The 21,545-nt window shown below is 31.6% G+C and carries 28 protein-coding genes; 20 read left to right on the top strand and 8 right to left on the bottom strand.

Features of this window, described 5'->3' with window-relative positions:
• Positions 1–318: 318 nt before the first annotated feature.
• A complete protein-coding gene (locus tag QZ357_RS04240) occupies positions 319–693 on the top strand; it encodes a hypothetical protein (RefSeq protein WP_290772205.1) in 375 nt (124 codons plus the stop codon).
• Positions 694–728: 35 nt separating this feature from the next.
• Here QZ357_RS04240 and QZ357_RS04245 read toward each other — a convergent pair whose 3' ends face one another.
• Both QZ357_RS04245 and QZ357_RS04250 read right to left on the bottom strand, forming a co-directional pair.
• On the bottom strand, positions 729–1,019 hold the full coding sequence (locus tag QZ357_RS04245; RefSeq protein ID WP_290772206.1) for a hypothetical protein: 291 nt from the start codon (positions 1,017–1,019) through the stop codon (positions 729–731).
• Positions 1,020–1,029: 10 nt separating this feature from the next.
• Positions 1,030–1,338 carry a hypothetical protein gene (locus QZ357_RS04250; protein WP_290772207.1) on the bottom strand — a complete coding sequence of 103 codons (309 nt, stop codon included), beginning with the start codon at positions 1,336–1,338 and terminating at the stop codon, positions 1,030–1,032.
• A 145-nt stretch (positions 1,339–1,483) separates the two neighbouring features.
• Between QZ357_RS04250 and QZ357_RS04255 the strand changes: the two genes are divergently transcribed.
• The 3 genes from QZ357_RS04255 (at position 1,484) to QZ357_RS04265 (ending at position 2,517) form a co-directional block, all read left to right on the top strand.
• Complete coding sequence (locus QZ357_RS04255; RefSeq protein ID WP_290772208.1) at positions 1,484–1,636, top strand: hypothetical protein; 153 nt, start codon at positions 1,484–1,486, stop codon at positions 1,634–1,636.
• Positions 1,637–1,716: 80 nt separating this feature from the next.
• Positions 1,717–1,890 carry a hypothetical protein gene (locus QZ357_RS04260; protein ID WP_290772210.1) on the top strand — a complete coding sequence of 58 codons (174 nt, stop codon included), beginning with the start codon at positions 1,717–1,719 and terminating at the stop codon, positions 1,888–1,890.
• 42 nt (positions 1,891–1,932) lie between these two features.
• Positions 1,933–2,517 (top strand): hypothetical protein, encoded by a 585-nt coding sequence (locus QZ357_RS04265; protein WP_290772212.1) that lies wholly within the window; start codon positions 1,933–1,935, stop codon positions 2,515–2,517.
• Between the two features lie 27 nt (positions 2,518–2,544).
• On the opposite strand, the gene larC is transcribed toward QZ357_RS04265, so the two are convergent.
• The 3 genes from larC to QZ357_RS04280 form a co-directional block, all read right to left on the bottom strand.
• Positions 2,545–3,564: a nickel insertion protein gene (gene larC, locus QZ357_RS04270; RefSeq protein ID WP_290772214.1), complete on the bottom strand. Its 1,020-nt coding sequence runs from the start codon at positions 3,562–3,564 to the stop codon at positions 2,545–2,547.
• A 379-nt stretch (positions 3,565–3,943) separates the two neighbouring features.
• A complete protein-coding gene (locus tag QZ357_RS04275; RefSeq protein ID WP_290772216.1) occupies positions 3,944–4,318 on the bottom strand; it encodes a hypothetical protein in 375 nt (124 codons plus the stop codon).
• Between the two features lie 19 nt (positions 4,319–4,337).
• Positions 4,338–6,008 carry a peptidoglycan DD-metalloendopeptidase family protein gene (locus QZ357_RS04280; protein WP_290772218.1) on the bottom strand — a complete coding sequence of 557 codons (1,671 nt, stop codon included), beginning with the start codon at positions 6,006–6,008 and terminating at the stop codon, positions 4,338–4,340.
• A gap of 192 nt (positions 6,009–6,200) precedes the next feature.
• Here QZ357_RS04280 and QZ357_RS04285 point away from each other — a divergent pair, with 192 nt between their 5' ends.
• The 3 genes from QZ357_RS04285 to QZ357_RS04295 all read left to right on the top strand — a co-directional run bounded on the left by QZ357_RS04285 (position 6,201) and on the right by QZ357_RS04295 (position 7,932).
• A complete protein-coding gene (locus QZ357_RS04285; protein WP_290772221.1) occupies positions 6,201–6,440 on the top strand; it encodes a Veg family protein in 240 nt (79 codons plus the stop codon).
• A gap of 86 nt (positions 6,441–6,526) precedes the next feature.
• Entirely contained in the window at positions 6,527–7,153 is a 627-nt protein-coding gene (locus tag QZ357_RS04290) for an HAD-IA family hydrolase (protein ID WP_290772223.1), read from the top strand.
• 125 nt (positions 7,154–7,278) lie between these two features.
• Positions 7,279–7,932: a trimeric intracellular cation channel family protein gene (locus tag QZ357_RS04295; RefSeq protein WP_290772225.1), complete on the top strand. Its 654-nt coding sequence runs from the start codon at positions 7,279–7,281 to the stop codon at positions 7,930–7,932.
• 25 nt (positions 7,933–7,957) lie between these two features.
• On the opposite strand, the gene QZ357_RS04300 is transcribed toward QZ357_RS04295, so the two are convergent.
• The gene (locus QZ357_RS04300) at positions 7,958–8,413 is read right to left on the bottom strand and encodes a DUF1307 domain-containing protein (protein WP_290772227.1); all 456 of its coding nucleotides are present in this window, start codon (positions 8,411–8,413) and stop codon (positions 7,958–7,960) included.
• A 175-nt stretch (positions 8,414–8,588) separates the two neighbouring features.
• On the opposite strand from QZ357_RS04300, the gene QZ357_RS04305 reads away from it, so the two are divergent.
• The 4 genes from QZ357_RS04305 to QZ357_RS04320 all read left to right on the top strand — a co-directional run bounded on the left by QZ357_RS04305 (position 8,589) and on the right by QZ357_RS04320 (position 11,096).
• A complete protein-coding gene (locus QZ357_RS04305) occupies positions 8,589–8,966 on the top strand; it encodes a GntR family transcriptional regulator (protein WP_290772230.1) in 378 nt (125 codons plus the stop codon).
• Positions 8,963–9,805: an ABC transporter ATP-binding protein gene (locus QZ357_RS04310; RefSeq protein ID WP_290772233.1), complete on the top strand. Its 843-nt coding sequence runs from the start codon at positions 8,963–8,965 to the stop codon at positions 9,803–9,805. The genes QZ357_RS04305 and QZ357_RS04310 overlap by 4 nt, the downstream gene beginning before the upstream one ends.
• Positions 9,805–10,437 (top strand): ABC-2 transporter permease, encoded by a 633-nt coding sequence (locus QZ357_RS04315; protein WP_290772236.1) that lies wholly within the window; start codon positions 9,805–9,807, stop codon positions 10,435–10,437. Before QZ357_RS04310 ends, QZ357_RS04315 begins: the two co-directional genes overlap by 1 nt.
• A 290-nt stretch (positions 10,438–10,727) precedes the next feature.
• Positions 10,728–11,096, top strand: a complete 369-nt coding sequence (locus QZ357_RS04320; RefSeq protein ID WP_290772238.1) for a DUF4180 domain-containing protein — start codon at positions 10,728–10,730, stop codon at positions 11,094–11,096.
• Between the two features lie 30 nt (positions 11,097–11,126).
• On the opposite strand, the gene QZ357_RS04325 is transcribed toward QZ357_RS04320, so the two are convergent.
• Positions 11,127–12,419, bottom strand: a complete 1,293-nt coding sequence (locus tag QZ357_RS04325) for an SAF domain-containing protein (RefSeq protein WP_290772241.1) — start codon at positions 12,417–12,419, stop codon at positions 11,127–11,129.
• Between the two features lie 254 nt (positions 12,420–12,673).
• Between QZ357_RS04325 and QZ357_RS04330 the strand changes: the two genes are divergently transcribed.
• From QZ357_RS04330 to QZ357_RS04370, 9 genes are all read left to right on the top strand, one after another.
• Positions 12,674–13,672, top strand: coding sequence for a stage II sporulation protein P (locus QZ357_RS04330; protein ID WP_290772244.1), 999 nt, complete (start codon positions 12,674–12,676; stop codon positions 13,670–13,672).
• A complete protein-coding gene (locus QZ357_RS04335) occupies positions 13,672–13,830 on the top strand; it encodes a hypothetical protein (RefSeq protein ID WP_290772247.1) in 159 nt (52 codons plus the stop codon). Before QZ357_RS04330 ends, QZ357_RS04335 begins: the two co-directional genes overlap by 1 nt.
• Positions 13,831–14,061: 231 nt before the next feature.
• On the top strand, positions 14,062–14,706 hold the full coding sequence (locus tag QZ357_RS04340; RefSeq protein ID WP_290772250.1) for a redox-sensing transcriptional repressor Rex: 645 nt from the start codon (positions 14,062–14,064) through the stop codon (positions 14,704–14,706).
• A 189-nt stretch (positions 14,707–14,895) separates the two neighbouring features.
• A complete protein-coding gene (locus tag QZ357_RS04345; RefSeq protein ID WP_290772253.1) occupies positions 14,896–16,077 on the top strand; it encodes an acetyl-CoA C-acetyltransferase in 1,182 nt (393 codons plus the stop codon).
• A 36-nt stretch (positions 16,078–16,113) separates the two neighbouring features.
• Positions 16,114–16,884, top strand: a complete 771-nt coding sequence (locus QZ357_RS04350) for an enoyl-CoA hydratase-related protein (RefSeq protein ID WP_290772256.1) — start codon at positions 16,114–16,116, stop codon at positions 16,882–16,884.
• Positions 16,885–16,954: 70 nt separating this feature from the next.
• Complete coding sequence (locus QZ357_RS04355; RefSeq protein WP_290772259.1) at positions 16,955–17,791, top strand: 3-hydroxyacyl-CoA dehydrogenase NAD-binding domain-containing protein; 837 nt, start codon at positions 16,955–16,957, stop codon at positions 17,789–17,791.
• Between the two features lie 15 nt (positions 17,792–17,806).
• Complete coding sequence (locus QZ357_RS04360; RefSeq protein ID WP_290772262.1) at positions 17,807–18,943, top strand: acyl-CoA dehydrogenase; 1,137 nt, start codon at positions 17,807–17,809, stop codon at positions 18,941–18,943.
• Positions 18,944–18,968: 25 nt separating this feature from the next.
• Positions 18,969–19,751: an electron transfer flavoprotein subunit beta/FixA family protein gene (locus QZ357_RS04365; protein WP_290772265.1), complete on the top strand. Its 783-nt coding sequence runs from the start codon at positions 18,969–18,971 to the stop codon at positions 19,749–19,751.
• A 25-nt stretch (positions 19,752–19,776) separates the two neighbouring features.
• Positions 19,777–20,814, top strand: a complete 1,038-nt coding sequence (locus QZ357_RS04370; RefSeq protein ID WP_290772268.1) for an electron transfer flavoprotein subunit alpha/FixB family protein — start codon at positions 19,777–19,779, stop codon at positions 20,812–20,814.
• 360 nt (positions 20,815–21,174) lie between these two features.
• Here QZ357_RS04370 and QZ357_RS04375 read toward each other — a convergent pair whose 3' ends face one another.
• Positions 21,175–21,528: a heavy metal-associated domain-containing protein gene (locus tag QZ357_RS04375; RefSeq protein ID WP_290772271.1), complete on the bottom strand. Its 354-nt coding sequence runs from the start codon at positions 21,526–21,528 to the stop codon at positions 21,175–21,177.
• Between the last annotated feature and the right edge of the window lie 17 nt (positions 21,529–21,545).

Below are 21,545 nucleotides of genomic sequence, written 5' to 3' on the forward strand. Positions count from 1 at the left end.
ACTAAAATTTCTGGGTGAAAATAGGTAGATGATTTTAATATTTATTCATGATATAATGATAAAATGAGTGATACTTGTATCTATGCAAGTAGAAGGATTACTTTTGTTAAGGATGGTTAAATATAGTTTTATCGTTTATATATTAATGAAATATATTATAAATCGATTAAAAGCAGTTATTTATTATAATTTATGATATTTATCCTTTATATTTATGTATTCTCTGTAAAGTTGTGTCCGGTATAAAAGATTAAAATCTAGGGATTTTTAATATCTTAGTCATAAGTGTTGTTTAATGGGTTTTAAGGAGATGTTAATATGTCATTTTATAAATTGATGTTCAAATCATTATCTGATTTGATGAAAAGAGATGAAATTTTAAATTGTCCTATTTATGGAAGTCTGATTCAAGGAAAGTCTCATTATTTTGGATACTTTGGACTTACAAATGTTTGTTTATTGGTTGTTTTGCTGCGAGGAGATTCAAAAGATGTTATAAATGGCACTCGTATTCCCTTTAATAATATAAGCAAGGTTAAAGTAAAAAAGAGTTTGGTACCAATGCAATATATAATTAATATTGATTTTTGTGAAAGGAATTCCATAAAAATACGGGTATCAAAAAAAGTTTTGGGATTCGATATGCAGGAAGAGAATTTGGAAGCTTTTCTGAATAGGATAAAAATAATATAAATTTCTGTAATTTAATCGTTATATAAAAAAGAGGACTAAAAGTCCTCTCCGTTTAGGAAGCTTTCTTCCGTAATGATTCTTTTGTTTTCTTTTTGAATATTTTCATTGTTTGTGTTATTTTCAAGGATAACTTCTTTGACTGTATCGTCATTATAAATAACAACCTTTTTATCTTCCATTTTTCTTCTCCTTTTTCTTTCGTTATGTTTATGTTCGGATTTTTCTTTTTTTATTGTTTTATGATTTACAGATGTCAAATTATTGTTGGATATGATATCATTTCTATTTTTATTCTTTTTTCTGTTTAATCTTTTTCTGATTGTCATAATATTTGTCCTATTTGATTTTTTTTACATAAGATTTCAGCATATTTAATATGTTATCAAATTGCTTTTGTTCTTTTGGTGATAATCTCTCTTTGTATTCAAGTATTACTCTGGCTTTCTCTTCATTGCTTAAATGTGTTAAATCTCCGTTTTCCCTTATGAACTGCTGGAATTTGGGTGCATATTCTTCTTCCAATTCCTTGGCTTTATCCATCACTCCCTTTTTTTGCGCTTCATTTTTTAATTTGTCAATGGAATTATCATCAAAATTAATTCCGTTCACCATATTAATCATTTTTGAAATATCTTTTTCTTTCAATTTTTTCCTCCTGTATATTTTGTTTTGATTCTTTAAATTATTTCATCACATAAATACCCCCATATGCGTACTATGAATTAGGGGCTTGAAAAATAAAAAGAATAAAAAAGCACCTATTAAAATCTATTACTCGGAGGTAATTTATATGTGTAATTTTTTAGATGATTGTTCTTGTGAAAGTTTGTTAATGTTTTTCTTACTTTTAGTAGTATTGTTTGATGATTGCGAAATTTTCGGAGACGATTCTTGCAGTTTATTATTCTTCTTCTTATTACTAATTGTATTATTCACAGACTAGTCAACTTAAATAAACGTAAAATATTTTACTAATAGGTAAACAGGGAGGTACTTCTTTTGAGAGGAAATTTTTTAGATTGCTTGTGTGAAGATGATGGACTGATTGTGTTGGTGATTTTAGCATTATTGCTATTTTGCGGCGATAATAATGACTGCGGCTGCGACGGGGGATTCTTAAAAGGGCTATTTAACGGTAACAACATAATTTTAATCATCTTAGTGTTATTTTTGCTTTTTTGTGATGATGAATGTTAAATGTAAGGGGCAATATGCCCCTTTTAAAAAGGAGATAAATATATGAATATATTAAAGAAAATATCCCTAAGTGACCTCTTTATTTTGTATGTTGTTTATAATATGTTCGGTTATGGTATAAACAGTAATTATATTAAATCAGATTATACGCTTAAAGAAAGTGAAGAAGAAAAAGGAGATGTTCAAAGTTTGAATCATCACAGGACTTTGTTAAATAATCAGCTATTTAACAATAATTTTAATATACATAATGTGAGAAATAAATTGAAATATGTAGACAGTTATTTTTCTCATGCGGAAAAGATAAAAGATAAAACCATGGGTATAAGGAGAAGGGGTAAGCAGGGCGCAAGTGAATTTTTGTTGGATAATTTAAAACATGGCTTTGGAGATAGCTTCAAAAATATAGAAAGTATAATAAATCTTCTTCCTTTGTTGAGAGGAATGAATGACATGAAAAACATTTTGGATGTAAATGAAGGAAGTAGCAGCGAATCCGAGATAAAAAGCGTAAATAAAAAAGATGACGATATAATGGATATTGTACCGTCATCAAGAAGTGTAAAGATGAGAGAGGAAAATAAGAGTTACAACGATATTTTAGAGTTGGTTAACTTATTATCGTAATAGACATTGTTTATCAATGTCTTATTTTTAATTGTTAATATGCCCGAGAAAAATTCTTAGATAATTTGTCGGAGTGTTTGTATTCTTAGAGTATCCGTAGCCTATTTTTTTGTATATCATATTGCATTTGTCAGAATAATCCTCGCAAAAATATTTTAAAATTGCTGCTTCGGTTATGCCTGTCAGTTCCTTGTTTGCCTCAAAGAAGCAAACCGGTAACCCCTTCAATAAACTGGCTACTTGTGGGGTTGGTATTGGGTAATTATTAAATTCGTCACGAATGATTCCTCCGCCTACATTGACGGATGTTGTCATTATTTTATCAACATCAAGCATATCAATAAGATAGCAGACGCTTATTATTTTAACAATATCATTTATATTAGTATCTTTATAATTGCGGTCCTGTTGTATTTCTTTTTTTGTATTATTTATAATTTGATATATTGTTCTTGCGTCGATTTTTATCTTTTCATTAACATTGAGGCTCATTATTATATTGTCTGTTTCGTCAATAGGTGTATAATGTTCCTCATTTGATGTTTGTTGAGAATTTATAGAATTGTTTATATCAACTCCCTCATATTGTCTGTTTGAAGTATTCATATCGTTGAGGTATATATCCAGTCCCTCTTCGAATGCATATAAACTATCAGGAGGGAACAAAGATGTTTCTTGCTCATTGTTTATATTTTCGTCGGTGTCTTCTTTTGCTTTAGAGAAGCCATGTGAATTATTTAATGTGTTATTTAAATACATATTTTGTTCTTTGATGTATTCATTGTAGTTGTCTTCAAATTCATATAATCCGTCACTTGGAAATAATATTTCTTCTTTCTCTTCTTTTATATCAGGCTGGTTATTGTTTACTTCGATTAATACTTCTTTCCCTAAGTTTCTGTCTTCCCATGATACTTTAATGTTTTCTATTCCGATATTTTTTATGTCATCAATAAATTTTGATTTGTTTTTGCATAAATCAAATAATGCTGAAATAAGCTTGTCTATATCTACTCCGTTAAAGCTTTCTATATATAAATCATTCATTAAAATTATTGTCTCCTTTAAATAATTTTTTTAATATAATTTAAATCCGAACTTATAAAGTTACGAATATAAGAAACGGTTATTGTTATTTTTTACTAAACTATAAAGGGATAAATTATATTTATCTTTGTTTTTACAAAGTATACCTTGATGTTAGTTTATATCTTTTTTATTATATAAAGCATATGCGTTGTTTATATGTGAATAAAAACTTACGCAATATGGTTAAAAAAATTTTCTGTGGTTATAATAATACATCCAAGTATTGATAGATATTAAATATATATTGTAATTATAATACAATATAGGTCTTTTTTAAATGGATATAATTAAAATTAATTTTAATAAGTAAAATATGCAGTAATATAAAAAATACCCGTTAATTACGGGTATTTTTTATTTCTTGTTCGTCTATAACTTCTGCTTCTATTTCTATGATGTTATTTTTATCTATACTGTCTTTTGTTGTTTTTTGATTTCTGTAGGCTTCACTTTCTTGTTTTCTGATATTGTATTTTTTCTTTTTTATATATGCATATATTGCTATTGCAACAATTCCGGGTGAAAACCACTGCATGAATATATTAATCTTTTCAATTGCTCCGCTTTTTACTGAAAGAGCCATAATGATGGATACCATCAAGAAAACCGCAGGTATGAGAAGTCCCATCAATATATTATCTTGTTTTGACAGAAAAGCTTGTATCAATACTAAGATTATCAGGCATATTATAATTATTATAGGAATACTCAATTAATCATCCCCCTTTATTTTATTGAAGTGCATTGACGTAAATACCGTTTTTCAAATAATCAAAATAATTAAGTATTACTTGTCGTTGTCCTTTATACATTATTTCAAAATGGCAATGAGGTCCGGTTGAGTTACCTGTGCTGCCCATAACGGCAATTTGTTCGCCTTGTTGGACTTTTTGTCCGACTTGTACGATATTTCTTACATTGTGTCCGTATCTTGTTATATATCCGTTTCCGTGATCTATGTCTACACAGTTACCGTATCCTGCATACCAGCTTGATCTTATAACTATACCGGTATCTGATGCGTATACCGGGGTTCCTTGTGGATTGGCTATATCTACCGCTTTATATCCAGCATGTGAACCGGCTTTGTTTAATGCCGATATTGTTCCGCTTGCAGGCATTATAAATCTTCCTGTGCTTGTAACAGGAGGAAGAGGTTTTACTCCTCTTGATACAACTTTCGGTGTGGAATTTTTTGTCGTTTTTTCATTTGTTATATCGCTTTTTACGACATCACCGTTTTCGTAAGTATTTATTGCTGTTACTTCTTTTGTACCTTCTTTGCCTTCTTGGGTTACTTTGTCAGTACCGATATATACATTTGAGTCGTCTTTGTATATTGTTTTGTATGCAACGTCCTCTTCGTATTTGACTTCTTTAACCGTTGTGATTGTAATGGAAGGTTTTGTGTTTATTTTATCGGTTGAAAACTCATCTTCTCTGAAATTAAGTGCACTTACGAGATTTGTACCCTCTTTTGCCTCGTCAATTTCTGAGAGTATATCACTGTTTCCCTTATCGATTACATGCTTGTCAGATGTGTCGCTTAAATAATTTATAGCAGTTTTTACATCCATAGCGGAATCCATTGATATCATTTTTTCTTCATATTTTATGTCTTCTTTTACTTCGCTGCCTTTGATTACTTTTTCGTTTTTATTTTCTTTTTCGTAGTTACTTCCTATATTTGCGATTACGGTTTCGGCGTCTTGTGTAGAGGCTACTCTGGCTGCTTCCACTCCGTTGACGCTTATAACGGCACCTTTGCAGAATAAAGGTAAATTCATGTTATAGATTGCATTTTCACAGTCATCTGTACTTAGTACATCATTTGGATTTTTTATTGCCATTTTTTGATAACTGATGGATTTTTCGTAAAATACACTTGAGTTGTCATACCATTTTGATAGATTTGCATCTACGTTTGTAAGTGCATTTTCAAAGTCTTCAATATTTTCTACTATGCCTATTTTTGTTCCGTTAAACACAACTTCGTATCCGAATAATTGATTGTAAGTAAGTATACCTACAATAAAAATCATGATACAAAAAACACCCACCATAAGGTTAAATAAGTTTCTTTTTGCATATACTCTGAAATCTCTAAAAGCAAATTTAAATTTCTTTAAATAGTATTTTATACTTAAAAATACGTCGTTTAAATCTTCTTTTATTTCTTCTATTTGGTCATAAAGCCAACTGTTTTTGTATTTTTTTCTTAATTTTGACGGTTCTTTTTGGGTCTTTTTTCCGCCTGCAATTTTTTTGAATAGATTTTCTTTTTCCCTTATGTATGTAGATTCTTCCGCTATATGATATTTATTGTTTCTTTTTACTATTTTTTTATATACCTTATCGAGCTCCTGCTCTTCGTTACGTCTGTTTACCCAGTTTATTTTCATAAATAAACATTACCTCCCTATATAAACAGTTAAGTTTGGTTTATATTCATACGTATTAAAAGTTTAGCATAATAAATAAAAAAAATAAAGAAAAAAGCTTTTTTTTTGATGATAGTTTGTGGAAACAAAAGAAAATTTTGGTTAAAAATCGAGTTGATGGGAATAATAATATTAAACATCGGAGGTGACAAAATGAAATTGCCAAGATATTCTTATAACAGTGCAAAGCAAATCATTGAAAGCAATATAGGAAAGGATGTGGACTTTGTAAGTAAAGTTGCAAGAGGGAAAACCGTTAAAAATAACGGAAGAATTCAAAACGCTTATAAAAACATATTTACTATATCCACCAAGTCGGATGATAAGGAAAATGTTATTTCATTTTCTTATTGTGATATTATAAATCATTCATTGCTTCTTAATATAAAATAATATAAACTTAATACATTTATAATATGAGTTTAAGCTTATATATGATATAATGTAAATAATTATAAACATATGAAAAGGGAAAAAGAATGAAGTATAAATGTGTAATATTTGATTTTGATGGAACATTGGCAAATACAGAGAATGTAATATTCCATGTTTACAATGAAATTGCAAAAAAATACGGGTATAAAGAAATTACACATGACTATATCGATGAATTAAAGCATCAACCTTATCACAATATAGCAAAAGATCTCGGGGTACCTTATCTTAAGATATTTTCTCTGATAAAAAAAGGACAGAAACTGATGAAAGAATATACTAAGTCAATGGATCCTTATGAAGAAGATATAAGAGAAATACTCGAAAAACTGAAAGATAACCTTAAATATATGGGGGTTATTTCATCTAACTCAAAAAAGAACATAAACAACTTTCTTAAGAACGAGAATATAAAAGTAATGGATTTTATAATATCATCCCCTTTGTTTTCCAAAGAAAATAAAATAAACAAAATAAAAAAGAAACTTAATCTTGAAGATAAGGATGTTCTTTATGTAGGGGATGAAGTGAGGGATATAATTTCCGCAAAAAAATCAAATATAGACATAGCAAGCGTAACATATGGATATAATACAAAAGCATACCTGTCAACCCAAGAACCAACTTATTTTATAGACAGTTTAAAAGAGCTTTTTGAAATTATAAAATAACCCTTAATTTTTAGGGTTATTTTTTATTTTTCTTTACACGAATAAAAGGATATATATTTTTTATGAAAGAATAGGGCATATATTTTTATAATATATGATATAATGCTAGGCAAAAGGAGGTATAGATGGGGTTTGATTTTACTGACCAATTAATCGGAATATGTGAAATAATAGGCATTATAGCTTTTGCAATTTCGGGAGCAATGGCTGCTATTGAAAAAGAGCTTGATATATTCGGGGTTATTGTACTTGGCGTAACTACTGCTCTTGGAGGTGGGATTATACGAGATCTTATTCTTGCGATAAATCCTCCCGCTATGTTTATAAACGGTAATTATACCGCATTGGCAGCGGCTTTTTCATTGCTTGTATTTATATGTTTTTATTATAATTATGATTATATGCAAAAGCATATGGATTTTTTTGATCATGCTTTAAATATATTTGATGCCGTGGGACTTGGTGTTTTTGTTATTCTCGGTATTAATACGGCAATGTTTGCAGGATATGTAGACAACAACTTTCTTTTGCTGTTCATAGGTTCCATAACCGGTGTTGGGGGTGGGATGTTGAGAGATATAATGATAAGAAACGTTCCTTTTGTTCTCAGAAAGAGGATATATGCGCTGGCTGCGATTATAGGCGGAAGTTTGTATTTAATACTTTTGAAAAACGGAGTTAACAGTGATATATCTGTTGTTGTCGGCATTGTTTCCGTTATAGTAATAAGGTTACTATCAAGAAAATATAAGTGGGCACTTCCGAAAGTCAATAAATAAAAAAACAAGGTTTAAACCTTGTTTTTTATTTTACTTCACTCCATCCTTGAGATACTAGGTTTTCACCTGTTTTTTCAAGAGAAAGTTTTTTTACGTTACTGCCTCCTGTAACCGGAAGTATTTGTTTATCAATAACCTCTTGTAAGGTCTTTTCGTTTTCGGTTTGTATAGAAATAACTTCTGTTAGTATATTGTTTTCTTCTTCTGTGTTGTATTCTACACCCTCAATATTGTCAACTTTTTCCTCCATTTGCTCAATTGTTTTGTCTATTTGTTCTTCCTGGCTTTTATCCATATTTGTTAAATCTATTTTGGATGTTTGAGTAAATTTTGTTATTGTATCACCTTTTGCGTCCAGTTTTATAACTATTTCAACCCCGCTTTGTTCTATTTTGTATGATACCGTTTGTTCTTTATTTCCGCATCCTGCAAGAGATAGTATTACACAAAAAAACAATAATACTTTTAATAATTTTTTCATTTCGTTTCCCCTTCCTGTTTTATAATTTAATATTAACATTTTTGTAAACGATTATCAACGTTTATTTCATAAATATGATTCATTGTTTAACGCTAGATAAAAAATAAAAATTAATATTGACAAACATGTTAATACTGTATATACTGTATATATACAGAAAGGGGATATATGGGATTTGGATATAATAATAAGCAATATAGAAGATAAACCTATTTATGAACAAATTTATACACAAGTCAAAGATCTTATTATTTCCGGTAAATTAAAAGAAGGTGAGGCTCTTCCTTCAATAAGAAATTTGGCGAAGGATTTGAGAATAAGCGTTATAACTACGAAAAGGGCCTATGAAGAACTTGAAAAAGACGGGTATATTTATACCGTGAAAGCTAAGGGGTCTTTTGTTAACAAAAAGGACATTAATCTTATAAGAGAAGAAAATTTGAAAAAAATAGAATCGTATATGAGATATATTTTTGAATTGTCAAAATCTTGTGAGCTTAATACAAATGAAATAATAGATATGTTTAAATTGATTTCGGAGGAAAAACAATGAATGCAATAGAATTGAAAAGTCTTACAAAAGAATATAAAGATTTTAAGCTTGATAATATAAATTTGGTTCTTCCCGAAGGATGTATTATGGGATTAATAGGTGAAAATGGGGCAGGAAAGAGTACAACCATAAAATTGATTTTCGATGCTATTAAACCGAGTGCAGGAGAAGTATTCGTTCTAGGAAAAAGCAACAAGGATAACTTCAGAGAAACAAAAGAGGATATAGGGGTTGTACTTGATGAAGCTCACTTTCCTGAAGGAATAAATATAAAACAAGTAAATAATATAATGAAAAATACGTATAAAAATTGGCAGGAAGATGTATTCTTTGAATATATGAAAAGATTTAATTTGCCTTTAAATAAGCAGTTTAAAGAGTTTTCCAGAGGTATGAAGATGAAGCTTATGATTGGGGTCGCGTTAAGTCATAAAGCTAAACTTCTTATTTTGGATGAAGCGACAAGCGGACTTGATCCGATAGTAAGAGATGAGATTGTAGAGTTGTTTTATGAGTTTACAAGGGATGAAAATCATTCAATATTGATATCTTCTCATATAGTTTCTGATTTGGAAAAGTTGTGTGATTACATTGCTTTTTTGCATAAAGGTAAGTTGTTGTTTGTGGAAGAAAAGGATATTCTTTTGGAAGAATACAGAATGCTCAGATGTTCAAAAGAAAGCTTTGAGGATATCGATAAGGATGCGGTTGTAGGGTTAAGGGAATCGGATTATGGGGTTGAAGCGCTTGTTGTGAAAAATAAAGTAAACTCTGCATTTAATTTAGAAAAGCCGAGCATTGAGGATATAATTGTTTTTATGGCTAAGGAGGATATATAATGAAAGGGTTATTATTAAAAGATTTATATGAGTTGTTAAAACAATGCAGATTTATATTTTTTCTCTGTATTCTATATGTATTTCTTTCTTTTGTAGAAAACGGATACTTCTTTGTCGGTTTTGCGATTATCTTTTTTGCCATGTTGCCTACTACCATAATGGCTCTTGATGAAAGAAGTAAATGGGAGATTTATGCGGTAACCATGCCTTATACCAGAAAGGAAATGGTTTTGGTTAAATATTTATTGTCTTTTTTGGGAACATTTATTGTTGCTTTTTTATATATAGTGATACAGATTGTTGTTTCTGCTTTTATGAAAGACGGTTTTGTTGAGGTTATCAATAAGATGTATGTAATCCTTCCCTTAATGAGTGTTGGTATACTGTTCAGTAGTATTAACCTTCCTATTGTATTTAAATTTGGGGCTGAAAAAGGTAGGTTTGGAACTATATTTATATGTGCTTTTTTGGGAGCAATAGGAGGAGGTTTGCTCTCGGAAAGTTCTTTGTCCGCCGGTTTTATAAATTTTGTGTTGACTTTGCCTGTTTGGGTGTATGTTCTTTTTGTCGGGATTTTTATTGTCGGCTCGTACATGATTTCCGTAAAGATTTATGAGAGTAAAGAAATGTAGGAGAGTTAAGATAATTTGTGTAAAATAATTTTCAAGAAGTGGAAATTATACGGACCAAAATTTTATAACAAAGTAAACGTCTCATTTTATTTTTGTTTTGATTGGTTAGGGATAACTTGATAAAATGAGATGCAGAGAATTTAAGTAGTGGTTATTATAAGGATATCATTTGGGGTATCCTTATTTTTATTGTATTTTGTGATGATATTTTTATAAATAGAGTTGATTGTTTGAATTGTTGATATCTGTTCCTCGAAATGTTAAAATTTTTTTATAAAAGGAGGTTATATATGAAAATTACAAATATAACAGCATCTGATAATATAAGTGTTTCTGTTATAAACAGCGATGAAGTTTTAATAAATGATGTTGATTCGGAAATGGATTTTATTATGGAAATAAAAGGACTAACAGGAACGAACCGTATTGTTTTGAATAAGAGTGCCGTAAATCCGGTTATTTTTGACTTGAAAAATAAAATCCTCGGGGAACTTTTGCAGAAGTTTGTTAATTATAATATAAAAATTGCCATTGTCGGAGATTTTTCTTCTTGTGGCAGCAAAGCATTTAAAGATTTTATTTATGAAACGAACAAAGGGAATAATTTTTTTATTGTTAGTGATAATGAAGAGGCAATTAAATTATTAAGCAAAAGTTAATATAAAAAAGAGCAGATTAACTGCTCTTTTTTATTCCCATATTTTATCTTGTTCTCTTCTTAGTTTTACAAGTAATGAATCTTCCTCAAGAAGAACATCATCATAAGTGATAATTTCTCCCTTCTTTACGTCATTTTTCATTATGGTATTGCCTGTGATAAGTCCTATAGGAAGTGCATTTAATTCTTTTGCGGTTTGTCTTTTGTCTATTGTTCCGTATGTACAAAAACCGCCTATACCGTCAATTTTTTCTCCTTTTTTAAGGTCTTTTTTTGCTATTGTCATTGCTTCGCAAACAAGACCGTCCATTGGAACGATTGTTGCAGCTTTGTCAAGTACTGCTCTGGCTATTGTAAGTGGTGTTTCCATTCCGCAAAGATGGTATGGTCTGTAAAGTACATAATTTGGACCTTCTCCTATTCTCAAGTACTGCATTTCATGGTGTATGAATTCAAGGTCAGAAGATACTATTACAAATACTCCCGGTGCAATTCCGTTTACCCATTCTACTACTCCGTAACTGTTTAAAATACCGCCTTCTTCTTTTAATGAAAGTATTTGAGACAGTTGCTTGATATCGCTTTTCGGTCCGTGTCCGCCTCTTACATCCGGTACAAGACCGGTAGAGTTTGCCATACAGCAAAGTTCAACCATGTTCTTTGTTCCGTCTGAAAAAGAACATTGCATCTTTGGACTTACTCCTCTGCTTATTGCATAGTCACGTATACTGTCAGGAGTACAAGAGTAGTCTACGTCATTATTTTTACCTTTTCCGATTACTTTTATATCGAAGGCCAGAGCTTCACAGAAATCAAACATTTCTTTTACTGCTCCTGGTTCGTCTCCTGCGCTTCCCGTATATATAACTCCTGCTTGATCTGCTTTTTTCTTTAGTATAGGTCCCATGACAACATCGGCTTCTACATCGAGCATGACGATGTTTTTACCGTTGTTTATAGTGTCTATGGCAATTTCTGCGCCTATATCGGTAAATCCTGTTGCATCAACGACGCAATCTGTTGCTTCAACTTGTGATGCTATTTTTTTGTCTTCGCTTACAACAATTTTTCCTTTTTTTATTGCATCGTTTGCTTGTGATAACTTATTTGTTATAATGTAGTCATTTTCATTTATATTTGATTTTGAAAAAGCATATAAAACTTTGTTTATATCTATATCGCATACAACGCTTGGAGTCATGCCTTTCATTTTATATAATTGGCTTATGAGTCCTCTTCCCATTTGGCCTGCACCGATTATCCCTACATTTATAGGTGTGTTTTTTTCTTGAAGGTCTTTTAATCTGTAATTCATTCCTAGCATAAATATTTTCTCCTTTTGTTTTATCAAATATAGTAAATCCCCTCAAATTTACAAATTTTAAACATTGTAATTATATCACGCCTTGCAAAAATTGACAGTTTTTTAATTTAATTCTAATTTATCAATTTAAGCTTAAATAATATTTATATGATTAAGGTGTGTTTTGTAGCTTAATATAATTTTTCATTTGACATGTATAAACAAAGTTTTTTTTATAAAAGATTTATTATCTTTTAAAAGGAAAAGGTGAACAAGTGTTAAGTGGAGTTTTAAAAAATAAATCATTAATTTTAATATGTTTATTGATATTTAATTTTTCTGTTCCTATAAGTATAAAAAAACAAATAGATGAAAAAACTAAAGATGCGGCTGTATATAAAGGTATAATAAAAGAAAGTGTCGTTTCAATGAATGAAGATACTGTTTCTAAAGATGATAAAAAAGGCAGTTCTTACGGTTTTACAAAAAATATTTTGGTTGCTTCCATGCCTTTTTTACATTTGAAAGAGACAGGCTATGAAGAGGTTAAGATAAAAAACAACGACAAGATGGAAGATAAAGAAAGTAAAGAATTGACTTTGGCAAAGAAAAAGATGAATGCAGTTTCCACCGTTGGAGGAAAAATCAGCGATAAACCTTTGGTGTTGATTTATCATACGCATGCTACGGAGTCTTTTAAGGATAAAACAACGAAAGGTACATATCGTTCAAGAAACAATGATGAAAATATGGTTAGTGTGGGAAGGGAAGTAGTGAAAGTTCTTAAGAATGAATATGGAATCGAAGCTGTACACGATACATCTCAACATGATTATCCGAGTTACAATGCTGCTTACGATAATTCATTAAAAAGTGCAGAAAAAATACTTAAAAAGAACCCCGGAATAAAATATGTTTTTGATATTCACAGAGACGGACTTCCTTCTTCGAGTGATAATTTGAAATATAAAGGTAAGGTAGGGAATACGAAGGTTTCGAATGTTATGATTGTTTTGGGTATGAATCATAAAAATTCATCTAAAAATCTGAAATTTGCAAATAAAATAGATGCACAGTTTGATAAAATGTATCCGTCAATTTCTCTTGGTGTAACAAAAAGAGAACCTTATCGCTACAATCAGTGGTTAAGCAGCAACAGTATATTGTTTGAAGTCGGCAGTAATTTAAATACTTTGGAAGAATCTAAAAATTCAGGGAAGCTTATAGGAAGAGTTATAGGAGAAGTAATAAAAAAAGATATGAAAGGGAAATAATGCGTAGAAATATTTCATTTGGAGTTATGATAATCATATTATTTATTATTTTAGGTGTTGGTGGCTATTTGGTTTATGATTTGACAAAAATGTATTATGATACTTACGAATATAAGAATAACAGTATTTTGGTAGAAAAAAACGGAGTGTATTTTTGATTAAATATAAAGTTAATATTATTGATTTTAATTCGTATTAAAATATTGTATTTATTTTCTTATAAACAGATTTTTTTATTAAAGGTTTCGTTTTAGAAACCTTTTTTATTTGGATTTGTCATATTTTATTTTAAGACAATTTTCGATTAAATTTTGTTGACATAATCTCTATATATCAGTATAATTATATTGATAAAAAAATACTGATATAGGAAGGAGAATTTGATACATATGAAAAAGATTTCTGTTTCAAAGCAGGCACTTCAAAGACTACCTTCTTATTTGAATTATTTGAATTGGGCAAGAAGAGAAAATATAGAATATATATCTTCGCCTACAATTGCAAGTGACTTGAGGCTCAATGAGGTTCAAGTCAGAAAGGATTTGGCAGCTATAAGTTCCACAGGAGGGAAGCCCAGACTCGGATATGACGTGGAGACGTTGATAGGGGATATAAAAAACTTTCTTGGATATGATGAAACGGACAAAGCTGTGTTAATCGGTGCAGGGCAACTTGGAAGAGCTCTTTTATCTTATAACGGGTATGCAGATTACGGACTCGAAATCGTTGCGGCTTTTGATGTTAACAAAGATATTATAGGCAGAAAGTTTAAAGGCAAACCCATTTATCATATGGATTCTCTTTATGATATTTGCAAGAAAAACAATATACATATAGGTATAATAACGGTATCTGCGGATAAGGCTCAAGAAGCGTGTGATAAACTTGTTGAATGCGGAATTCTTGCAATATGGAATTTTGCTCCGTCGCATTTGGTGGTTCCGGACAATATCCTTGTTCAGCATGAGAATACTGCGGCATCTCTGGCTTTTTTGTCCATGCATTTGAGAGAAAAAATGGATAAAGATAAATAAATGATATTGTAATGTTTTTAATATTATTATATAATGATTTTATATATGATTAATTGATAAATCCTTTGTTTTAAAAGGGTTTAGGTTGATTTTGTTTATAGAAGTTTGGTAAAAATACCGGCTTATATATATAAGTTCATAGCCTTGCCTTTGCTATGATTAAAGTTTTTAATTTTAGGAGGAAAAAAAATGGCAAATAAAGTAGTTTTAGCAGGCGCTTGTCGTACTGCGATTGGTACAATGGGAGGAAGCTTAAGTACAGTTCCTGCCGAAAAATTAGGTTCTATCGTAATTAAAGAAGCCTTAAAAAGAGCAAATGTACCGGCTGATCAAGTAGATCAAGTATATATGGGTTGTGTAATCCAAGCTGGATTAGGTCAAAATGTTGCTAGACAAGCGTCTATTCATGCAGGTTTACCTATCGAAGTTCCTGCGGTTACAGTTAACGTTGTTTGTGGTTCAGGTCTTAACTGTGTAAACATGGCAGCTCAAATGATTAAAGCAGGGGATGCTGATATCGTTGTTGCAGGTGGTATGGAAAACATGTCAATGGCTCCATATGCAGTAATGAATGGTCGTTATGGATACAGAATGAACAACGGTACTTTAGTTGATACAATGGTAAATGATGCTTTATGGGATGCTTTTAATCAATATCATATGGGTATTACAGCTGAAAATATCGCAGAACAATGGAATTTAACAAGAGAAGAGCTAGATGAATTTGCTGCTAATTCTCAACAAAAAGCAGTAGCTGCTCAAGAAGCAGGTGCTTTTGACGATGAAATCGTACCTGTAGAAGTTAAAAAGAAAAAAGAAACAGTTGTATTTAACAAAGACGAAGGTCCTCGTCCTGGAACAACTGCTGAAGGTATTGCAAGACTTCGTCCTGCATTTAAAGCTGACGGTGTTGTAACAGCAGGTAATGCTTCTGGTATTAATGACGGTGCTGCAGCTGTTGTTGTTATGAGCGAAGAAAAAGCAAAAGAACTTGGTGTTACACCAATGGCTACATGGAAAGCAGGTGCACTTGGCGGTGTTGATCCAAGTATCATGGGTATCGGTCCTGTGGCTGCAACTAAAAAAGTTTTAGATAAAACAGGTATGAGCGTTGATGAATTTGATATTATCGAAGCAAACGAAGCTTTCGCTTCTCAATCAATCGCTGTAGGTAAAGAATTAGGATTTGACTTAAACAAATTAAATCCTAACGGAGGCGCAATCGCTCTTGGTCATCCTGTAGGTGCTTCTGGATGTCGTATTCTTGTAACACTATTACATGAAATGCAAAAAGCAGACGCTAAAAAAGGTTTGGCTACACTTTGTATCGGCGGCGGTATGGGCTGTGCTACAATTGTTGAAAGAGACTAGTCAGATTTATTAATTAAGATTAAGGAGATATTAAAAATGGGTTTTGTTAAGTATGAACAAGAAGGTTTTGTAGGTGTAGTTACAATTGACCGTCCGAAAGCTTTAAATGCTTTGAACGAAGAAGTTTTAAAAGATTTAGAAGCTGCTTTTGATGCTATAGATCTTGATAAAACAAGAGCTGTTGTTGTAACCGGAGCAGGTAAATCATTTGTTGCCGGAGCAGATATAGGGGCAATGAGCACTATGACTGCTGAAGAAGGCGAAGCATTTGGTAAATTCGGTAACGATATTTTCAGAAAAATCGAAACTTTCCCACTTCCTGTAATTGCAGCAATTAACGGTTTTGCTCTTGGCGGTGGTAATGAACTTGCTATGAGCTGTGATATCAGAATTTGTTCTGATAAAGCGGTATTCGGACAACCTGAAGTAGGTCTTGGTATTACTCCTGGATTTGGCGGTACACAAAGACTTGCAAGAATTATCGGTGTTGGAATGGCTAAAGAATTGGTATATGCAGGATATAACATCAAAGCTGAAAAAGCATTGGAAGTAGGTCTTGTAAATGCTGTTTATGCTCCTGAAGAATTAATGCCTGCAGCTATGAAATTAGCTGGCAAAATCGCAAAACAAGCTCCAATAGCTGTAAGAAACTGTAAAAAAGCCATGAATGACGGATTACAGGTTGATATGGATAAAGCTATTGTTGTTGAAGAAAAATTATTCGGAGACTGTTTTAACAGTGAAGATCAAAAAGCCGGTATGAAAGCATTCCTTGAAAAAGGTAAAGCAGAATTCCAAAACAAATAGTGTATTTAATTTTAGTAAATAAAGTCTGGGGAGATACCCCGGACTTAAAAAAATAATTTGGAGGATAATAATGAAAGTAGGTATTATTGGTGCTGGTGCAATGGGTTCAGGTATTGCTCAAGCATTTGCACAAACAGAAGGTTATGAAGTTTGCTTATGTGATATTAACGAAGAATTCGCTGCAAACGGTAAAAAAAGAATTGAAGCGGGATTTGCTAAAAGAGTAGCAAAAGGTAAGATGGAACAAGCAAAAGCTGATGAAATCTTAGCCAAAATCACAACAGGTGTTAAAGATATTTGCGGTGATTGCGATTTAATCGTAGAAGCTGTACTTGAAGTTATGTCTATCAAACAAGAAACATTCCAAGAATTAGATAAAATTTGTAAAGAAGATTGTATATTTGCTACAAATACTTCTTCTTTATCAGTTACTGAAATCGGTGCAAAAGTAAACAGACCGATTATCGGTATGCATTTCTTTAATCCAGCTCCTGTAATGAAGTTGGTAGAAGTTATTGCAGGTTTAAATACTCCAGCTGAAGTTGTTGATAAAATTAAAGCGATTTCTGAAGAAATAGGTAAAACTCCTGTAGAAGTTGCAGAAGCTCCTGGATTTGTTGTAAACAGAATTTTAATTCCAATGATCAACGAAGCTGTTGCTATTTATGCAGAAGGTGTTGCCAGCGTTGAAGGTATAGACGCTGCTATGAAACTTGGTGCTAACCACCCAATGGGACCTTTAGCATTAGGGGACTTAATCGGTCTTGACGTTTGTTTAGCTATTATGAACGTTCTTTATGATGAAACTGGCGACCCTAAATATCGTCCACATACATTACTTAAGAAAATGGTTCGTGGCGGCAAGTTAGGTCAAAAATCTGGACACGGATTTTATGATTATAAATAGGAGGATTCAAAACAAATGGATTTTACATTAAGTAAAGAGCATGAAATGGCAAGAACTCTTTTTAGAGAATTTGCTGAAACAGAAGTAAAACCTCTAGCTCAAGAGGTAGATGAAACAGAAGTATTCCCAAGAGAAACTGTTGACAAAATGCAAAAATTAGGATTTTTAGGAATTCCTATGCCTAAAGAATACGGCGGACAAGGCTGTGATACTTTAACATATGCATTATGTGTTGAAGAATTATCAAGAGTATGCGGTACAACTGGTGTTATCGTTTCTGCTCACACATCATTGGGTGCTGCTCCGATTGAAAAATTCGGTACACCTGAACAAAAAGAAAAATTCCTAAGACCACTTGTAAGTGGTGAAAAACTTGGTGCTTTCGGTTTAACTGAACCAAACGCAGGTACAGATGCATCAGGACAACAAACAAAAGCTGTTTTAGACGGAGATGAATATATTCTTAACGGTTCTAAAATCTTTATTACAAACGGTAAAGAAGCTGATACATATGTAATTTTTGCTATGACAGATAAATCAAAAGGTACTAAAGGTATATCTGCATTTATAGTAGAAAAGGGAACACCTGGTTTCACTTTCGGTACAAAAGAAAAGAAAATGGGTATTAGAGGTTCTTCTACATATGAATTAATCTTTACAGACTGCAGAATTCCTAAAGAAAATCTTCTAGGACAAGAAGGTAAAGGATTTGGTATTGCTATGCAAACTCTTGACGGCGGTAGAATCGGTATTGCATGTCAAGCTCTTGGTTTAGCTCAAGGTGCTTTAGATGCTACAATCGACTTCGTTAAAGAAAGAAAACAATTCGGTAGATCTATTGCTAAATTCCAAAATACACAATTCCAAATTGCTGACATGGCAACAAAAGTTGAAGCAGCTAGAATGTTAGTATATAAAGCTGCAAAAGCTAAAGATACTAAGAAGAGATTCTCTGTTGAAGCTGCTCAAGCTAAGTTATATGCTGCAGAAGTTGCTATGGAAGTTACAACAAAAGCTGTTCAACTTCATGGTGGATACGGTTATACAAGAGAATATGACGTTGAACGTATGATGAGAGATGCTAAGATTACTGAAATTTACGAAGGAACTTCAGAAGTTCAAAGAATGGTAATCTCAGGAAGCTTATTATAATTAAGAGGAAAAGGAGAGAAGTATAGTGAAAATTGTAGTTTGCGCTAAGCAAGTTCCAGATACAAACGAAGTTAGAATAGATCAAAAAACAGGTACTCTTATTAGAGAAGGCGTTCCTGCTATTATGAATCCTGATGATAAAGCCGGTCTAGAAGCTGCACTTCAAATCAAAGATAAAACAGGTGCAGAAGTAACTGTAATTACTATGGGTTTACCGGCTGCTGAAGAAATTTTAAGAGAAGCTATGGCTATGGGTGCTGATAAAGGTGTACTTGTAACAGACAGACCTTTCGGTGGTGCTGATACTCTTGCAACATCTAACACAATAGCTGCTGCATTAAAAACAATGGAATATGACCTAATCATCGCAGGTAGACAAGCTATCGACGGTGATACAGCACAAGTAGGTCCTCAAATTGCTGAACATTTAGGAATCCCTAATATTTCTTATGTTCAAAACGTTGTTGAAGTAACAGATGACAGCATTACTGTTGAAAGACAATATGATGACGGTTATCATGTAGAAAAAGCTCAAATGCCTTGCCTAATCACAGCTCTTGGCGATTTAGACAAACCAAGATATATGACACCGGGCGGAATTTTTGATGCATTTAAACAAGACATTCAAATTATTACAAGAAAAGATGTTGATATTGCAGACGAAAAAATCGGTAAAGCTGGTTCTCCTACAAATGTTGCTAAATCATTCCCTAAAGCTGTTAAAGCTGCAGGAGAAAAAGTTGAATTAGATGCTGATGCTTCAGCTGAATACATTTTAGGAAAATTAAAAGAAAAACATATTATCTAATTAATTGGGAAAGGAAATAGAAATAATGAGTTTTGAAGAATATAAAGGCGTATTTGTCTTTGCACAACAAGTTGATGGTGTAATCAATAATGTTGCGTTTGAATTAACAAGTGAAGCTACAAAGCTTGCTGCTGCTTTAAATACAGAAGTTACTGCTGTTCTTTTAGGTAGTGATGTAAAAGGATTGGCTGATGAATTAGCTGTTTACGGTGCTGACAGAGTAGTTGTAGTAGACGATCCTGCTTTAAAAACATATACAACAGAACCATATGCACACGCTATGGATGAAGTAATTAAAAACTATAAACCTGACATCGTTCTTTATGGTGCGACAGCTATCGGTAGAGATTTAGCTCCTAGAGTATCTGCAAGAGTTTCTACAGGTCTAACAGCTGACTGTACTATTCTTGAAATTGCAGAATATAAAAATGCTTTAGGAAATGTAAATAAAGGTTATGAAGGTCAGTTATTCTTGAATGCTACAAGACCTGCATTCGGTGGTAACTTAATGGCTACAATCGTATGTCCTAACAATAAACCTCAAATGGCTACAGTAAGACCTGGCGTTATGCAAAAAATTGAACCTAAAACAGGTGCAAAAGCAAACGTAGAAGAATTGAAAGTTGAATTCGCTAAAAACAATAAATACGTAGAAGTATTGGAAGTTGTTAAAGCCGTTAAAGATAAAGTAGATATTTCTGAAGCTAATATCTTAGTATCTGGTGGACGTGGTGTAGGAAGCGCTGAAAACTTTAAATTATTAGAAGATTTAGCTGACGCTATCGGCGGTCAAGTTTCTGCTTCAAGAGCTTGCGTTGACGCAGGTTGGGTTCCAAAAGATATCCAAGTAGGCCAAACAGGTAAAACAGTTAGACCTAATGTTTACTTTGCAATCGGTATTTCAGGTGCTATCCAACATGCTGCTGGTATGGAAGAATCTGATATTATCATCGCTATAAACAAAGATGAATCTGCTCCAATTTTCAGCATCGCTGATTATGGTGTAGTAGGTGATTTAAATAAAATAGTTCCATTATTAACGGATGCTATAAAAAACGCTTAATATAATCATAAAATCTTATTAAGAGTTAATCTAAAAAGGAGTATATTTTATACTCCTTTTTTTATATTAAGATATATTTAATATATTCATACTTATATCTTGATTTATGATTATTTGTTTAATATAGTGTAATATTTATTTTTTATTTATTGTATATCGTAAGTTTTCTGTTGTTAATTATAAATATAAATATTTATTTTATATATTAAAATAGTATTTTAATATATCTACTTGTATTTTTTATATTTTTATCGTATTTCCCGGGAAAAATCGTAATTTTGTCGACAGTTTTTTTATATCCCTATGCAATAAATAATCATGTAAGTTATTTTATTAATTTAGAAATTTCTTTTATGAGTATTATAATATATCAATCTCATAACCTAATTCTTTAATTTTATCGGTTATTATTTCATTACTTATATTTTCTTTGAGTAAAATATTTATTTTATCATTATTTAAGTCTACTTTTGCCCAAACTCCATTTATAGAATTTATCGCTTCTTCAATTTTTTCGGCATTATGATGACTCTCTATCCCTTTAACTGAAAGCTTTTTTTCATATAAATAGTCGGTAGTATCTTTGTTTTGTACTTCTATTTTTCTCATGTTTTCTGTGTTTGTATTATATTTTATTATTAGTCTTTTTGTTTGTGTTTTTATGGTTATAATACCTATTAACACTAAAATTATAAATATAATGGTTGCTATCATTTATATCTCCTTGTGCT

The organism is Anaerofustis sp., from assembly GCF_019420015.1.
Taxonomy (GTDB): Bacteria; Bacillota; Clostridia; order Eubacteriales; family Anaerofustaceae; genus Anaerofustis.

Coding starts and splice junctions, on each gene's coding strand:
- QZ357_RS04340 (WP_290772250.1), top strand. CDS start 14,062: ATGAAAAAGATTTCTGTTTCAAAGCAGGCACTTCAAAGACTACCTTCT.
- QZ357_RS04325 (WP_290772241.1), bottom strand. CDS start 12,419: ATGCTAGGAATGAATTACAGATTAAAAGACCTTCAAGAAAAAAACACA.
- QZ357_RS04375 (WP_290772271.1), bottom strand. CDS start 21,528: ATGATAGCAACCATTATATTTATAATTTTAGTGTTAATAGGTATTATA.
- QZ357_RS04345 (WP_290772253.1), top strand. CDS start 14,896: ATGGCAAATAAAGTAGTTTTAGCAGGCGCTTGTCGTACTGCGATTGGT.
- QZ357_RS04265 (WP_290772212.1), top strand. CDS start 1,933: ATGAATATATTAAAGAAAATATCCCTAAGTGACCTCTTTATTTTGTAT.
- QZ357_RS04370 (WP_290772268.1), top strand. CDS start 19,777: ATGAGTTTTGAAGAATATAAAGGCGTATTTGTCTTTGCACAACAAGTT.
- QZ357_RS04255 (WP_290772208.1), top strand. CDS start 1,484: ATGTGTAATTTTTTAGATGATTGTTCTTGTGAAAGTTTGTTAATGTTT.
- QZ357_RS04360 (WP_290772262.1), top strand. CDS start 17,807: ATGGATTTTACATTAAGTAAAGAGCATGAAATGGCAAGAACTCTTTTT.
- QZ357_RS04280 (WP_290772218.1), bottom strand. CDS start 6,008: ATGAAAATAAACTGGGTAAACAGACGTAACGAAGAGCAGGAGCTCGAT.
- QZ357_RS04240 (WP_290772205.1), top strand. CDS start 319: ATGTCATTTTATAAATTGATGTTCAAATCATTATCTGATTTGATGAAA.
- QZ357_RS04355 (WP_290772259.1), top strand. CDS start 16,955: ATGAAAGTAGGTATTATTGGTGCTGGTGCAATGGGTTCAGGTATTGCT.
- QZ357_RS04245 (WP_290772206.1), bottom strand. CDS start 1,019: ATGACAATCAGAAAAAGATTAAACAGAAAAAAGAATAAAAATAGAAAT.
- QZ357_RS04285 (WP_290772221.1), top strand. CDS start 6,201: ATGAAATTGCCAAGATATTCTTATAACAGTGCAAAGCAAATCATTGAA.
- QZ357_RS04315 (WP_290772236.1), top strand. CDS start 9,805: ATGAAAGGGTTATTATTAAAAGATTTATATGAGTTGTTAAAACAATGC.
- QZ357_RS04300 (WP_290772227.1), bottom strand. CDS start 8,413: ATGAAAAAATTATTAAAAGTATTATTGTTTTTTTGTGTAATACTATCT.
- QZ357_RS04290 (WP_290772223.1), top strand. CDS start 6,527: ATGAAGTATAAATGTGTAATATTTGATTTTGATGGAACATTGGCAAAT.
- QZ357_RS04350 (WP_290772256.1), top strand. CDS start 16,114: ATGGGTTTTGTTAAGTATGAACAAGAAGGTTTTGTAGGTGTAGTTACA.
- QZ357_RS04320 (WP_290772238.1), top strand. CDS start 10,728: ATGAAAATTACAAATATAACAGCATCTGATAATATAAGTGTTTCTGTT.
- larC (WP_290772214.1), bottom strand. CDS start 3,564: ATGAATGATTTATATATAGAAAGCTTTAACGGAGTAGATATAGACAAG.
- QZ357_RS04310 (WP_290772233.1), top strand. CDS start 8,963: ATGAATGCAATAGAATTGAAAAGTCTTACAAAAGAATATAAAGATTTT.
- QZ357_RS04295 (WP_290772225.1), top strand. CDS start 7,279: ATGGGGTTTGATTTTACTGACCAATTAATCGGAATATGTGAAATAATA.
- QZ357_RS04335 (WP_290772247.1), top strand. CDS start 13,672: ATGCGTAGAAATATTTCATTTGGAGTTATGATAATCATATTATTTATT.